Genomic DNA, 15860 nt, shown 5'->3' on the forward strand with positions numbered 1-15860 from the left:
TCTCGTAAAGGTATTAATAAAATTTATTTTCTCTTAACCCGCGTTACTACTATTACTAGCTAAAACGGGTGCAAATTTGTCAAAAAGGTAAATAGATTAGTCAAACACTTTTAAAAAGCAGAATTATACCCTTTAATGCATAAAAATTCAACTTAATAATGAATAGTAAGAGCAATATTTGTTAAGTAATTTTAACGAATAAACTATTTATTTAAAAATATATGAATTCACGTCGGAATTTTGTAAAGAAAACAGCAATTGCAGGAGCAGGATTGTCCTTTTTGCCGAATATGTCTTTTGGCTCTGTTTTAGGAGGTTCTAAGGAAAAATTAAAACTCGCTTTTCTTGGAGTAGGTTTAAGAGGGTGCAACCACTTAAATAATGCACTGCACAGAAAAGATATTGAAGTTACAGCAATTTGTGATATCGATCCAGAGAGAATTAAAATTGCTTTAAAAATGATTGATGATGCAGGCTATTCAAAACCTAAAGTTTTCGGAAATTCTGATTACGATTATAGAAACCTGCTGGAATTGAAAGAAGTTGATGCTGTTATTATAGCAACGCCTTGGTTGTGGCATACCAAAATGGCAGTCGATTCTATGAAAGCAGGCAAATATACGGGTGTTGAAGTATCTGCAGCAAACACTTTAGAGGAATGTTGGGATTTGGTAAATACACATGAAGAAACCGGAAGTCATTTAATGATTCTGGAGAATGTTAACTACCGTCGTGATATTTTGGCTGTTCTTAATATGGTTAAGCAAAATGTGTTTGGAGAGTTAATCCATTTCAGATGTGGTTACCAACACGATTTAAGAGGCGTGTTATTCAATGATGGAAAAACTGCTTACGGAAAAGGTGTGGAATTTGGAGAACAGGGAATTTCAGAATCTAAATGGCGTACCAATCATAACCTATTAAGAAATGCCGATGTGTATCCAACGCATGGTGTGGGACCAATCGCTGCGATGTGTGATATAAACCGTGGAAACCGTTTCTTATCCTTAACCTCACATGCAACAAAAAGCAGAGGACTTAATAAATATATTGTCGATAACGGCGGAGAAAATCACCCGAATGCCAAATTAAACTTCAAGATTGGTGATGTTATTACCAGTACCATTGAAACTTCAAACGGAGAAACCATTATTGTAACTCACGATTGTAGTTTACCAAGACCTTACTCTTTAGGCTTTAGAGTACAAGGTGTTGAAGGTTTATGGGAAGTAGATGGCAACAGAATTTACGTGGAAGGTAAATCGAAACCGCATCGTTGGGACGAAGCTGATGAGTGGTTAAAGAAGTACGATCACCCATTATGGCAAAAATATGGCGAATTAGCTACAGGTGCAGGGCACGGCGGTATGGATTTCTTCGTACTGAATGCCTTTGTAGAATCGGCCAAAGAAAATATAGCACCACCATTAGATGCTTACGATGCAGCAGCTTGGAGTGCGATTACACCACTTTCAGAATTATCAATAGAAAATAATGGCGAGCCACAGGATTTCCCTGATTTTACGCGTGGAACCTGGATAAAGCGTAAGCCTTATAATTGGATTAAAGACACATATTAGTTGTTTGGTTTATTAGTCACATTAGTGCTTGTTAAAAGAGGATATTGTTTTAAATATCCTCTTTTTTTTAGTTCTATATTTTAGAATTTAATCAAAGATGTTTTTTATTTTGTAACTATCGATAAATTCTTAGGTCAATAAAAAAAAGATACCCAAAACGATTCTTAGGTTTAAGGGAAGTTCTCTTTTAATTTGATTTTTTCAAGAAAATAAGGTTTAAAAGGTTGTTGAATTCTTAACGGTTTAAATACTTTTTAGCTTATTCATTGACGCATTTATTTCTCTATAGGCTATTTGTCTAATAGCTTGCTTTCCAGTGTAATGTTGTTGTAAGAAAAGAAATCTTCTTTTGTCTTGTTTTAGAAAAAATACACCTTTATGAGTGAAATTTCACCCTCATTTTACACGAATAAGAAGCATATTTGAATGTTAAGTTTCTGTTAAAAGGTTGTTATGGAATAACATTTATAAATGGAAAGAATAACAAAAAGAGGATTTTAAAAAAAGAAGACTAACAATTTAATTTATAAAACTATGCACAAAACAAAGCAAATGAAACAAAAGAATACAACATGAAAAACAATCTAAAATTTCAAAAAAACTAAACAATTTTATTTTAACCAACAATCAATTATTAATAACCAAATTTATGAGGAAACTATTATTATTCTTAGTGGCGCTTCAAATGAGTATTTTGTCCTTTGGTCAGGGTAGCAATATTCAAGGAACAGTTACTGATGCAAAAACAGGGATTCCATTACCTGGAGTCAATGTGTTAGTCAAAGGAACCGGAAAAGGAGTGTCGACAGATTTTGATGGAAATTTTAAACTCTCAGGAGTTAATTCAAATTCTATTTTGGTGTGCTCTATTATGGGGTACAAGACCATTGAATTAACCGTAGGAATTAAAACGTCTTTTAAAATCCAAATGGATGAAGAAGTCGGTGAGCTAGAGGAAGTCGTACTTATCGGTTACCAAAAAGTAAGAAAAAGAGAAGTTACAGGAGCTGTGACAAGTATTAAATCGGATGCTATTGAAGGTATTCCTGTGTTAAACGTAGCAGGTTTAATAGCAACACAGGTTCCTGGTATGCAGAGCGTAACAATGACGGGTTCACCTGGAGGTAGAGGAGCTCTGGTTATTCGTGGAAATACTAGCATTGGTGCTAATATTGATCCTGATGTAGCTTATAGTACTCCTCTCTATGTCATAGATGGGGTACAAACTAGTTTAGAAGATTTGGCAGGTTATAATGTTTCAAATCAAGATTTCTTAGCGTCATTAAACCCCAATGATATAGAGAGTATCGATGTATTAAAAGATGCATCTGCTGCAGCCATTTATGGTTCACGTGGTGCAAATGGGGTTATTATTATCGAAACAAAAAAGGGTAGAGCTTTATCTAAACCAGAATTTACATTCTCATCTAATATTGGAGTACAACCTACACCGAGTTTGGCGCCTATGTTAGTTGGTGCGGCAGAACGTAATGCCAAATGGGATATGTTAAACACTTGGTGGGCAGAGTATGAAAGACAGAGTGGAGCTACACCTATGATTTTATCTGATAGTTTAAATCCTGCATTCAATAATAATGTAGACTATCAAGGATTATTCTATAAGACAGGGATTTCTCAAAAGTATAATTTAGGTATGCGTGGAGGATCCGAAGAAACAAATTATAGAGTAGGTTTGGGATATGATAATCAAGAAGGTGTTGTTATAAACACTGGGATTAAACGTATTACTTTTAATTCTAGCTTAAACTTTAAAGTTGGAAAGAAATTCAGAAATCAGTTAATCGCTCGATATACTTACGGAGATCAATTAACAGGTCAGGCAAACCCATATCCTTATGATGGGCCTTATCCATTAAACTCAAACTTACCTGTTAACCCAGCACAATTAAATTCTTCTTTATTCTACGTAACCGATACAAGAATTGAGTCTTTAAAAGGAGAATTAAATGAGAAAATGAGTACAGATAGAACTTATGGTTTAACCTTGTCAAATTTTGCAAGTCTTGATTTGTTAGATTGGTTAACCGTTAATTCTCAAGTAAGTTATGTTTATAATAGTAATAAGAAGAATTTTTACGAACCTTCAATTATACGTAATGAAGGTGATGGTTTTTCAAGTTATTCATTATACAACAGAAATAATTTAGCTTCAGATTTTTATTTAAGTTTATTTAAAACCTTTGGAGATCACAGATTAACTGGGGTATTGGGTAATCGTGCAGATTACAACCAATATGAAACGATGAAAGTTGCTGCTATTGGTTTTGGTAGTGACGCTATTCAAACCATAAATGGTAGATATACCACAGATGAAATTAGAGGATTCACCGATATTAGTGAAAACGCCTTGTTATCTTACTATGGTCGATTATCTTACACATATAAAAACAAATATCAGTTAAACGGAAACTTAAGTAGGGATGGTTCGTCTCGTTTTGGAGCTAATGTGCGTTGGGCAAATTTTTACGCTATTGATGGTGGTTGGACTATTTCTGAGGAACCATTTTTTGAACCAGTTTTAAGTACAGTTAACTTTTTAAAAGTTCGTGGAAGTTGGGGTGTTAATGGAAAGCAGTTCTCAGAAAATTACAGAAGATATGGAGCGTATAGTTTAGGTTTTGGTGGTGTTGCCAGTGGTTATAATACCAATCAAATGAACGTATCATCTTATGCAGGAGTAACTGGGGTAACCCCTAATTATGGACGTATAGGTAATGAGTCGCTAGGATGGGAAGAAACAGCACAATGGAACATTGGTGTTGATGTAGAAGCGTTTAATCGTAGGTTAAACATTACTTTCGATGCGTATAATAAATCTACAGAAAACCTGTTGTTAGATGCTAATTTCCCTGCATATTCGGGGTACAACTTTGCACCGGCAAATATAGGGGGGGGTACTTAATTACGGATGGGAATCTATGATACGCTATAAAGTGTTTCCACAGTCAAGTGATTTTAAATTAGAATTAACCGCAATCTTTGCTCAAAATAAAAATTTCGTATCAAAATTACCTAACGGAAACCGCGATTATATTGGCACAAATTCTAACGGGCAAGACTATGGTTATATAGTAGGTTTACCTATTAACTTGTACAGAATGTTTATTAACGATTATATTATTGATGATTTAAGTCAATTACCAGTTAATCCGTTTACAGGAGAACCGCTAACGGGTAAATCTGCCTGGGCAGCGATTAGACCGGGATTTCCAATCTGGAAAGATTTAAACGGCGATTATTTATTAAATGAGGATCATGATTTAAAATTAGCAACAGAATTTTCTCCTATACCAGATATTCAAGGAGCGTTCAATGTTAATTTCCAATATAAAGGATGGTATTTACAGGCTTACAGTCAATTCTCGTTTGGTGCTGATATTAAAAATACGGTATTACAGCCTTATTTAGATGCGTACGATCGTACTGGAGATGAATGGGCAATAAGAGGTTTAGCCGATTTAAGTGAGCACTCGTTCTGGGAGCAACCAGGTGATGGTGCTGCAGGAGTAGACTTTCCGGCGTTATACCCGACAACAGCAAGTATTGGTGGGCCTTTCTATGGATTTAGAGGAAATCAAAGTTTATGGATAGAGAGTGGTGATTACTGGAAAATAACAAATGCGGCAATAGGGTATAGTTTTAATAAAAATGAATCCTTTATGAAAAATATTGGATTATCAAGGTTAAGAGTAAACGTTAATGTTTTAAACCCTTACCAATGGCAACGTTCTAAAAAAGTAGTTGATGCTTCTATGGTTAACGCAAACGGAAATACGTACGGAAATGGTTATCCGCAGGCAAGAACCATATCTGTAGGAATTGATACACAATTTTAAATTTAAGAATTATGAAAAGATTTAAAAGCTTTAAAATATATACAGTGGTAGTTACTTTACTTTCATTAGTGAGTTGTAGTGACTTTTTAGAACGTGAACCTGTGAGTATAACACATCCTAATGTGTTTTGGGTAAATCAAGCAAATGCAGAACAGGCCGTAGCAGGATCTTACGCCTTGTTTAAACAAGTATTAATGACCCAAGGTAATTTTTTATACTGGGGTGAATGGACAGGAATGACCTTTATGGATAGCCGAAATTGGATTGTAGGTTATATTGAAGGAAGTGGTAACTATAATTTAGCATATAGAGATGCATCAAGAGACTGGAAAGGGTTTTATCGTGCGGCAAACTGGGCAGTTACCACTCAAAAGTACATTGAGGGCATGGATGATGATTTATTTGATTCTGTTGAAATGAAGAATAAGTTAATTGGTGAGGCCGCTTTCGTTCAAGCTTTAAGTTATTTTTATATGGCCCGTATCTGGGGCGATGTGCCTATTATAGAGGAATCTCTTGAAAGTATCGACCAATTAGTTACAGAAGATGGATTTATCGTTTCGGTGCCAAGATCTCCAGAACTTGAGGTTTTAGATTTTGCTTATCAGGCCGTAGAGAAATCAATTAGTTTGTTGGAGTATTCGTCTCCTGGCGATGCAGATTGGGCAATTCGCGCAAATAAAGCCAGTGCAGAAGCCTTAAAAGCCCATATTGCATTATGGTATGCCTCTCGTGATAATGATAATTCATTAATGATTGATGAAGCTATTCTTGCAACGACTAATGTTATTAATAATAGTGGTGCGAATTTAATTGATTATACGGTTGATGGGGCTGATGGCGTAGAAAGAATGTGTACAGGACAGTCAGAAACGGGTTTGTTTGAAGTTAATATTAGTTCAGAGTATAACGAGTCTTTTAGAGTATCTACAGGCGATAACAACCATACAGGTTTAACATTAAATGCGCCTTTTAATCGTGCTACAGTTGCTACAGGAGCAACGCCGGTTTGGAATCCTGATTTTTATGGTAATGAGATGATGGCTCAAGATGCTGATCGTGTCGACGATATTAGAAAGGATTTATTCTTCTACGAGTATGGTACAACTAATGGCACGTTTACAATGAAGTATGCTTATTCTTCGCAAGATCCAGATTCAGAAAGTGCTTATGCCTTATTTTCAGAATCAAACATTTTAATCTTCCGTTTAGCCGATATGTATTTATTAAGAGCTGAAGCTAATGCGAGATTAAATAAGGGAACAGATGCTGTTAATGATATTAATATGATTAGAAGCAAAGCTAACGTACCTAATTATACAGGAGCCACGGATAGAGCAAGTTTAATGAAAGCTATTTTTGATGAAAGAGCTATAGAATTTGTTGGAGAAGCGCAATCCGGTTATGATAGAATTCGTATGAATTATTTTGAAGGTGTTAGTTGGGCTAGTGTGAGCAGAAATGAAAAGAAAGGATATTTCTGGCCAGTACATCCAAATATTATTTCTACAAATCCAGAAATTATTCAAACAGAATACTGGCAAGGAAGATTGTAATTATTGTTTTAATTAAAAAAAACTAAAGATGAAAAAATTAATATTCCCTATACTTTCACTGCTTTTCTTCGCTTATGCTTGCGATGGAGGTGACTATTTAATAGATGGAGGGCTTAGTAATCCTAATACAGGAACAACAACTCTGGAATTTTTTAAATCACACGACCAATTAGATACGCTGGCTATTATTATAGAAAGAGCCGGTATGGAAGATGTGGTTAATGGTAATGTTACCATGTTTGCTCCTAACAATTTATCTATTAAAAATTATGTAGATAAAGTTTTGGCAGAAATGAGAGAATCAGATCCGCTGGCCGAGTTTACTGTGAATGATATACCAGTAGATACCTTGACTAAATATTTAGGTAGTTACATTTTTGAAGGAAGAATAACTCGTGAAAATATGCCAAAAGATCAAGGATCTATTTATACAGCAATCAACGGAGAAGAGAGACGTATCTCCTTAGAGGCTATAGGTTTGTATGGTAATGAGTTAGAGAATTACCCGGAATTTGTGTTTTTAACGTATAAAGTTGGTACCGATTGGGATGAATGGGATGCTACTGTAAATGACTCAAATGAGAAGGATGACAAGTTTGTAGTTAGAACCTCAAATATCATGTCTAATAATGGAGTTATCCATGTGCTTCAAGGAGGTCATACATTATTTAATTATGAGAGAGATTAACGTATTCGAAAGAAAAAATTAAAAATAACATATGAAAAATATATTTTATACATTTTTGGCGATAGCGCTTATTATAGTCGCTTGTCAGCCACCAGAAGTAGGGTATTTAAGTGATAATATTCATGCAACTCAAGATACAGTATTTGTACCTCGTGGTATTTTTGTAAAAAGTGCTGTACCAGCCATTGAAGGGTCAACCTATCCCTTACATTGGGAAATAACGGGTATGACCGATTCGCAAGGTAATCCTACTGATGCTTTTTTTGATGAATATGAAATTCTAACATGGAAAGAGTCGTTTAATCCAGACACCGACACTACATTGGCATTGGTTAATGAAAAATTAGAGTTGACAAAACGTCCTTCTATTTTTATGAACAGTGTGAGTGGAGAGTTTGCTTTTACTCAGGCTACTAAATTTATTGAAGGCGATGATATTTATAAAATAAATGTGAAGGTGTCTAATACAAAAGGAGAAAAGCAGTTAGATGATTTTACGGTTATAAAATTAGAACCTTTTAAACCTGTCGAATTTCCTACTGAGATGCGTTCTAGACTTAATTTGGTAAAGCAATCGAATAATTCGTTAACAGCGTTACATACGTCTGTGATTACCAATGATTTTGATGATGAAGTGCCAAGTGTTTTAGATGGAACACACCCTTATATAACCATTACAAAAATTAGTGAGGAGCCGTCTTTAGCAGTTAATGTTAAAATGGTAATTACAGATAGTTATGATAACCCAGTACATCCAGATAAAATTCCATTTTACCCAAATGGGGCATCTTATTTACAGAATTATCACGACAACTCTGTTGAAACAGTTTCAGATGCTACAGCAACAACCTTCTCTTTACCAGCACCACCGTTTCCGCAATATGCAAGAAACTATAACGGAAGTAGTTCGTATTTAATGTATTATATCTCTACAAGAGATGCTTTTACAGTAGATACTGAAGCTTATGAAGCCGATTACGGAGCTTACGACTGGGCACCGTTCACAGATCCTGATACAGGAGATATTGTAAATCAGGCTTATATTCGCTGGGGTATAAAAATTAACGACTCAGGAACCTGGGAAATTAAAATGCGCATTCCTTACACGAAATTAAAAGTGTAATTAGAGACTCAATAAATTATAAAATTAATCAGGGCTAGTAAATTCTAGCCTTGATTTTATTAAAATTCCCAAACATGATACTAAATAAATTATGGACCGCAGGTTTGCTGGTCTTTGGATGTTTTATGCCTGCTTTGGCACAAAGCAATGATGAAATTAAACCTTCAAGAACAGAGCAAATTTCTCCGATTATAAAAAAGACATTCAGAGAAGATCATTGCCCGCAACGCGTACAGGGTGGTGGTACAAAAATGTATAATGGTTATATGCAGTTTAATGGTGCTATGGATGGTAACAGACAAGTAGATCCTCAAATAGCAGTAGGAGGTGGTTATGTATTGCATGCAACTAACTCGGGACTCATAATTTATGATAAAGAAGGGGTATGTATTGATGGCGTTTCTCAAAACTGTTTTAATAAAGGTATAGACCCTAAAATGTTTTTTGATACGCATAATAAGGTTTTCGGATTTGATTTATGGAATCCATGGGATGCAGAGAAAAAGAAACCGGTAAATATCGCCATTTCAAAATCAGATAATCCAACCAAAGGTTGGAACATATATCCGGTACCGGCCCCAAAAGGTGTAGATGGTGGTGGTATAGGTTTTAGCAAAAAATGGATTGGATATTCGTTTCCCGGAGGAGAGGAAAAAACCTTTGTCATGTCAATTAAAGACGCAAAAAAAGGAAAAGAAACTACAGTGTATCATTTTGAAGGCACTTTAGGTCATCCTGTTTTTGTACAGGATGATACAGAAGACTTGTTCTTTTTTACTTTAACTAGTGAAGAGTTTATTATCACAAAAGTTACAGAAGGTGAAGACGGAACCCCAGTAGCTAAATTAGTAAGTCAAACAAAGCATAATTTAGAGTATACGAATTACCCACCAAAATCACCACAAAAAGATACAGAACAGAAAACATCTTCAGGAGACCGTAATCCTAAAAATTTAGTCTTTCAAAATGGATGTATTTGGTTTTCTCATGCTGTAAATTATAAAGGAAGATCAGCAGTGCAATGGCATCAAGTTAAAACTGATGGAACGATTGTTCAAACAGGATTAATAGAGAATGAAGGCACTAACTATATACAAACTACCATAGCAGTAAATAAGAATAATGATGTTGTTATCGGATTTCAGGAAACCAATGAAAATATGTTTATCAGCCCTCGATTCGCTTATCGTCATGCAAATGATCCTCTAGGGGAAGTAACAGAAATTGTGAATTTAGGAGAAGGTAAAGGAGCTACAGACGGGACTTCTTGGGGAGACTATAGTGGTAGTGTTATAGATGGAGATAATTTAACTGATTTGTGGACCGTACAAAGTATTGCGAATAAATACGGTAAAGGAGAGACTGTAATTGTGAAGGTGCCTTTTCAAGAGAAAAAATAAAATTATGAATTTAAGTCAAACAAAATATTTAAGAACAACTCTATTTGGAGTGGTATTGGCATCTAGTCTTTTTGGCTGTCGTTCCAATAATAAAGGTGAGTTCGCTTCAGTTAGTGATGCAATTCAGGAGTCAGAAAATAAAATAGTCATACCAACAAAAGGTAATAGTTGGGTGGTAAATCAATTACATAAAAATGAAGAAGTTATTGGGGATGAAGGTATTCATAACTGGACCGATCTATCCAGTAAAATAAGAACCTATTTTAAAACCACTGTTTCAGGTAAGCTTCATGTGGCTATACGCGTTAGGTCTATTGATGGTCCATCTTTAATAAAAGTGACTTTAGGTGAGGTTAGTAAAGAGGTTAAGATAGGTAATAATGAATACGAAACTATTGAAATAGGGGATTTTAATATTAATGAAGGATATAACTTTATAGAACTTCAGGGGCTTAGCAAAACAGGAGAAAACATTGCAGGAGTAAAAGATATTATTATAAATGGAGAACCGACAAATAGCAAAGTTTATTTTATAAACGAAGATTTTTATTTTGGTCGTCGTGGCCCATCGGTTCATTTGAGATATAAAACACCAGAAAATAAGGATGTGCTTTGGTATTATAATGAAATAAATGTGCCCGTTGGAGAAGATGTTTTAGGATCGTATTACATGGCAAATGGTTTTAAACATGGGTATTTCGGAATTCAGGTAAATTCAGAAAACGAAAGAAGAGTATTGTTTTCTGTTTGGAGTCCGTTTAAAACTCAGGACCCTAAAGAAATTCCAGATGAATATAAAATTGTATTACTAGGAAAAGGACAAGGAGTAACAACCGGTGAGTTTGGAAACGAAGGTTCCGGGGGGCAAAGCTATAAGGTGTTTAATTGGAAGGCTGGTTTAACCTATAAGTTCTTATTAAAAGGGGAGCCAACTGATAATAACCAAACTATTTATACGGCTTACTTTTTTACTCCAGAAGATAATACTTGGAATTTAATTGCGAGTTTTAAAAGACCGGAAACATCAACATATTTAAAGAATTTCTATTCGTTTTTAGAGAATTTTAGAACAGATACCGGCTATATTACCAGAAAAGCTAATTATCAGAATCAGTGGGTGTACACTACCGAAGGGTACTGGGAGGAGCTTACTGAAGCGACATTTACAGCAGATGCCACGGCAAAAAAAGAATCCAGAATGGATTATGCCGGAGGTGTTGAAGGGAATGTGTATTTCATGAAAAATTGTGGGTTTTTCAATAACACCACCGAAATAGGTTCTGTATTTACGCGTGAAGCTAATGGTACTGCTCCGGATATTGATTTTTCAAAATTAGAAACTCCAAAATTATAATTTGTATTAAAAGTTACTATGCTCTGTGTAATGCATATTTTTTGGTTTAACTTTTTAGAAAGTTAATTTTAAAGCCTTTGGTGTGGTTGCCAAAGGCTTTTTTTGTATTCAAAAGCTTGGTTAGTAGTTATTGTTTTTTTATACTCCCCGAAGAACTACTATTTTTACTTATACTTTCAGGTTGTCCTAAGTATTTAATGTCGGCACCGCTACTGGCATCGGCAGTTAATTCTTTTAAGGAATTTACTGTAATATCGGCACCACTCGATGCTTTTACCTGGCTCGATTCAGCAATTAAATTAGCACCTTTAAAATCGCTTCCGCTGGTAGATTCCACAACAAGTTTTTTGGTCTTTCCAGAAACTTTTAAATCACTTCCACTGGTGGTTTTACAAATTAAACTATTGGTATTAACATCTAGCTTCATATCGCTGCCGCTGGTTGACTCTAAGTTTAAATAATCAGCGATAATGGTATTGGTAGAGAATACATCGCTACCACTGGTAGATTTAATACTCGAAATATCTTTAAAATTCACAATAACTTTTTTAGACTTGCATCGTCCAATGTTTTTTTCGCAATGAATTTTTAAAGTGCCGTCTATCACTTCAGTGATAATTAATGCCTGAAGATTTTCATCAGCTTCAACCGTAACACTTGTTTGGTTACTTTGGGTTAGATAAACGTCTAAACCTTCAGTAGCTTTAATTGCTGTGAAAGGTTCTGAAATGCTGCGTTCTTCTGTTATTACATTGCCATTGCCTTTTACTCCCGAGTTGAAGTTAACATCGAAATTGCAGGAAAACAGGCTCAAGCTAAGTATGGTAGTTACGATAATTTTGATTAGTGTTGTCATGACTGTTCGTTTTTTGATTGATGTAATGAGTTCAAATATCTGGTTTTATAGTTTTGATGAGTAACTTCAATGTTTGAACTGTTTTTTTGATGATGAATTGTTACTGGTTTTCGTTTTTCTCATCGGAAGTGATGTTGATACCGGTAGAGTCTATTTTAACTCGTACAGTTTCAACTTCACCGTTAATACCGTTCTCGTCAATTTTTAAAATTTGTTTGTCTCCGGTTTTAATCTCGATACCTTTATCGTTAATTTTTACCTGAGGCATATCCACATTGACTTCAAATGATTCTTCTTCTTTTTCAGTTTCACATGTTTTACAAATAACATTGTCGCTACCTATGGTTAAGTAATGATTAACCTGGTTAGAGGTCACGATATTATTAGAATGGGTTCTGTAATTTAAAAATGATTCCGTGTTTTTTTCGAAATAAACCACACTTTCAACTGGTAAATACAGTGTAATTAATACTTCCTGCTCACAGTATTTATTTGAAATAGCTGTAGAATAATAAGCGTCTAAAACCAAGTCTTTATTGTTAAATGCGTAGCTATATTCAATGTTTTTAGCACGATCTAATGCTTTTTCATAGTTTCGGCCATCGGCACTTTTCTCAATTTTTATTGAAGCCACACTATCTGTGGTTGATTTCACCTGAATTCTTAAATCTTTGCTGAAAATTGTTTTTTTACCTTCAGGGTTGCTGGCTACTTTAAAAGCATCATGTCTGTAAAACGGATTTTTGAAATAATCGTTTTCTGCAAAACTTACAATCAAGGTGTCTTTAGCTCTAGTTTCTAAAGGCATTTTTTCAATATAATGCTCATTATAGGCATGCTCACTAGCTTCTCTAATGGAAACAATAGCAATACCAATTAGCGAGAATAACCATAACCCTAGTAACGATAACTTAGCTACTTTTCCAATAGATTTCAGATTGGTAATAAGTATTCGTAATCCTAAATAAAAGAGAAAGAAAAACGGAATACCAACCGCTAAAAACGCGAGAAGTGAAGCGAACCACACAGGAGTTTCGCCTGCATTAACGATACCAACAAGGTCTGTTCCTGGTATAATATCTATGGCGCCTAACGAGAATAATCCAACGATTAAAGCGATTAAAGTGGATGCACCTATTAAGATTAAAATCAGCCCGATAAATTTGGCGATAATCTTAAAGAAGAACATAATTACATCGGCAAGCGTGTCAAAGAAAGTTCTGGAACTTGATTTTATTTTATTGCCTTGTTTTTTTATATCTACTTTCTTAGCGGCACCCGATACCGAATCCGATACGTTTTTGGCAACTCCTGAAACCGTTTCACTTACGGAGTCGAAACCATCCTTAATTTTTTTTTCGATGTTACTAATGTTTACCGGTTCGCCAGTCATCATTAGTTTTTCGGCAGTGGTTTTTGCTTCTGGAACTAAAATCCAGAGTAAAATGTATAGTAAAATACCGGTCCCAAATCCACCAACAACCAAAAGAATCCAGATTAATCGAATCCATATGGCATCGATACCAAAATAATGAGCTAAACCTGCCGAAACACCACCAATATAAGAGTTGTCTGTATCTCTAAAGAGTTTTTTGTTCGATTTTTCTTTTTGTGATGATGATGATTGTGGTTCGTCTTCAAAAATTTCGTCGTCTACCAAATAGTCTTCCGGTTGTCCCATAATCGAGATAACCTCGTCCACTTCTTTGTTACCAATAACCTGTCTTTCGTTAATAAGGCGTTCGCTAAATAATTCGGCAATGCGAGCTTCAATATCAGCGATAATTTCGGCGCGCCCTTGAGAATCAGTAAATGAACGTTTTATAGCCTCAAGATAGCGCTGTAATTTTAAGTATGCATCTTCATCAATATGGAAGAATATACCTGCTAAATTTATATTGACTGTTTTATTCATTTTTGTTCGTTTTTTGATTGGTTACTATGTTAACAGCGTTTTGTAATTCGCTCCAAGTGGTGTTTAATTCGTTTAAAAATAATTTACCTGTTTCGGTTAAACCGTAGTATTTTCTTGGTGGGCCCGAAGTGCTTTCTTCCCAACGGTAGTTAAGAAGTCCGGCGTTTTTTAGTCTTGTTAGTAGCGGATAAATAGTGCCTTCTACCACAAGCAGTTTTGCGTCTTTTAAGGTGTCCAGAATTTCTGCTACATAGGCATCGTCATCTTTTAAGACCGATAGTATGCAGAATTCTAAAACGCCTTTACGCATCTGTGCTTTTGTGTTCTCTATCTTCATGTTCTAAAGCATTTTAATGTTGTGAAACTGTTCATTTTTTGATTGATGATTGATTGATGAAAACTGAAAATATTCAGTATATAATTGATGAAATTATTTTAAAAAATTTATGGTTAACGGATAGTTGTAATATTCACCATCTCTGGCTTTCAAACTGGCTAGAATAATTAAAACCAGCTCTATTATAAATCCAATTACGGCAATGACTCCTAAAAATCCACCCACGTACAATAATGGTGAAGGTTTCCCTAGACTAATATGAAAACTTTCAAAACCATTAAAATCTATAAAATCGATACCACTAAATAATTTAAAAACAAAAAACGGAATGGTTAGCGTCCCCAATATGATGGCATACAATAAGATGCTGATTTGAAAATTAATGGCTTGTTTACCATGAGCGTCTATAAACTCCGATTTATCTTTATTCGTTATCCAAAGGATGATTGGTCCAAGGAAATTTCCAAACGGAATTATAAACCTACTGAAGGTTGATAGGTGAATAAAAGTAGCGATGTTTTTTTGATGGTTGTCTAGCATGATTTAAAACATATAATAGTTTCTTATGCAAATATATGTCTTAAAACAGGTATTATGTTTCGCATAGTACTTAAAATTAACAAAATTTTAACAAAATGTTTTGTGGTATAATTTCATACCTTAGTAAAAACTAAGACTAAATAATTATGAGTATAACTCCCAGAAAGCTAAATGTTTTCACCTTGTTTAAGCTGCCTTCGGCTTATTTTTGCGGTGTTCGCACGAAGTATATCGATAATGAAAAATGTGTGGTAAGTGTAAAGCATAGGTGGATAAACCAAAATCCGTTTCGATCGATGTTTTGGGCAGTACAAGGTATGGCTGCTGAACTTTCAACCGGAGCTCTAATGATTGATAAAACAGAAAATTCAGGGAAACGAATTTCTATGTTAGTCACTTCCAATACCGCTGTTTTTACTAAAAAGGCGACTGGAAGAATCACTTTTACTTGCTATGATGGTACTTTAATTGATGATTGTTTACAAAAAGCTATTGAAACCGGAGAGGGGCAAACCGTAAAATTAAGATCAGTAGGTTTGAATAATGAAGGCATTGAGGTTTCGTCGTTTATTTTTGAATGGAGTGTAAAGGTTAAAACATAATTTTTAATAAAATGTTGTAACAATTACGGTTATTAATAAACCAATAAGAAAA

Annotated in this window: 13 protein-coding genes; 9 read left to right on the forward strand and 4 right to left on the reverse strand. The window is 34.8% G+C overall.

The window, feature by feature from the left end:
- Positions 1-221: 221 nt before the first annotated feature.
- From ICJ84_RS15970 to ICJ84_RS16005, 8 genes are all read left to right on the forward strand, one after another.
- Positions 222-1580 carry a Gfo/Idh/MocA family protein gene (locus ICJ84_RS15970; RefSeq protein WP_188217423.1) on the forward strand — a complete coding sequence of 453 codons (1359 nt, stop codon included), beginning with the start codon at positions 222-224 and terminating at the stop codon, positions 1578-1580.
- Between the two features lie 649 nt (positions 1581-2229).
- Positions 2230-4503, forward strand: coding sequence for a SusC/RagA family TonB-linked outer membrane protein (locus ICJ84_RS15975; protein ID WP_188217424.1), 2274 nt, complete (start codon positions 2230-2232; stop codon positions 4501-4503).
- A 16-nt stretch (positions 4504-4519) separates the two neighbouring features.
- The gene (locus ICJ84_RS15980; RefSeq protein ID WP_188217425.1) at positions 4520-5437 is read left to right on the forward strand and encodes a hypothetical protein; all 918 of its coding nucleotides are present in this window, start codon (positions 4520-4522) and stop codon (positions 5435-5437) included.
- 11 nt (positions 5438-5448) lie between these two features.
- Positions 5449-6993 (forward strand): RagB/SusD family nutrient uptake outer membrane protein, encoded by a 1545-nt coding sequence (locus ICJ84_RS15985; RefSeq protein ID WP_188217426.1) that lies wholly within the window; start codon positions 5449-5451, stop codon positions 6991-6993.
- 28 nt (positions 6994-7021) lie between these two features.
- On the forward strand, positions 7022-7681 hold the full coding sequence (locus ICJ84_RS15990; protein ID WP_188217427.1) for a fasciclin domain-containing protein: 660 nt from the start codon (positions 7022-7024) through the stop codon (positions 7679-7681).
- 31 nt (positions 7682-7712) lie between these two features.
- On the forward strand, positions 7713-8804 hold the full coding sequence (locus ICJ84_RS15995; protein ID WP_188217428.1) for a DUF5007 domain-containing protein: 1092 nt from the start codon (positions 7713-7715) through the stop codon (positions 8802-8804).
- A 74-nt stretch (positions 8805-8878) separates the two neighbouring features.
- Positions 8879-10204 carry a hypothetical protein gene (locus ICJ84_RS16000; protein WP_188217429.1) on the forward strand — a complete coding sequence of 442 codons (1326 nt, stop codon included), beginning with the start codon at positions 8879-8881 and terminating at the stop codon, positions 10202-10204.
- A gap of 4 nt (positions 10205-10208) precedes the next feature.
- Positions 10209-11558, forward strand: a complete 1350-nt coding sequence (locus tag ICJ84_RS16005) for a DUF3472 domain-containing protein (protein WP_188217430.1) — start codon at positions 10209-10211, stop codon at positions 11556-11558.
- Positions 11559-11685: 127 nt separating this feature from the next.
- Here the strand turns inward: ICJ84_RS16005 and ICJ84_RS16010 are convergent, their stop codons facing one another.
- The 4 genes from ICJ84_RS16010 to ICJ84_RS16025 all read right to left on the reverse strand — a co-directional run bounded on the left by ICJ84_RS16010 (position 11686) and on the right by ICJ84_RS16025 (position 15206).
- Positions 11686-12414 carry a head GIN domain-containing protein gene (locus ICJ84_RS16010; protein WP_188217431.1) on the reverse strand — a complete coding sequence of 243 codons (729 nt, stop codon included), beginning with the start codon at positions 12412-12414 and terminating at the stop codon, positions 11686-11688.
- 100 nt (positions 12415-12514) lie between these two features.
- The gene (locus tag ICJ84_RS16015) at positions 12515-14329 is read right to left on the reverse strand and encodes a PspC domain-containing protein (protein ID WP_188217432.1); all 1815 of its coding nucleotides are present in this window, start codon (positions 14327-14329) and stop codon (positions 12515-12517) included.
- On the reverse strand, positions 14322-14666 hold the full coding sequence (locus ICJ84_RS16020) for a PadR family transcriptional regulator (RefSeq protein ID WP_188217433.1): 345 nt from the start codon (positions 14664-14666) through the stop codon (positions 14322-14324). The genes ICJ84_RS16015 and ICJ84_RS16020 overlap by 8 nt, the downstream gene beginning before the upstream one ends.
- 93 nt (positions 14667-14759) lie before the next feature.
- Positions 14760-15206, reverse strand: coding sequence for a DUF4870 domain-containing protein (locus tag ICJ84_RS16025; protein WP_188217434.1), 447 nt, complete (start codon positions 15204-15206; stop codon positions 14760-14762).
- 146 nt (positions 15207-15352) lie between these two features.
- Between ICJ84_RS16025 and ICJ84_RS16030 the strand changes: the two genes are divergently transcribed.
- Positions 15353-15808 carry a DUF4442 domain-containing protein gene (locus ICJ84_RS16030; RefSeq protein WP_188217435.1) on the forward strand — a complete coding sequence of 152 codons (456 nt, stop codon included), beginning with the start codon at positions 15353-15355 and terminating at the stop codon, positions 15806-15808.
- Positions 15809-15860 lie beyond the last annotated feature (52 nt).

The sequence above is a fragment of the Aestuariibaculum suncheonense genome, assembly GCF_014596935.1.
In the GTDB taxonomy this organism is placed as follows: domain Bacteria; phylum Bacteroidota; class Bacteroidia; order Flavobacteriales; family Flavobacteriaceae; genus Aestuariibaculum; species Aestuariibaculum suncheonense.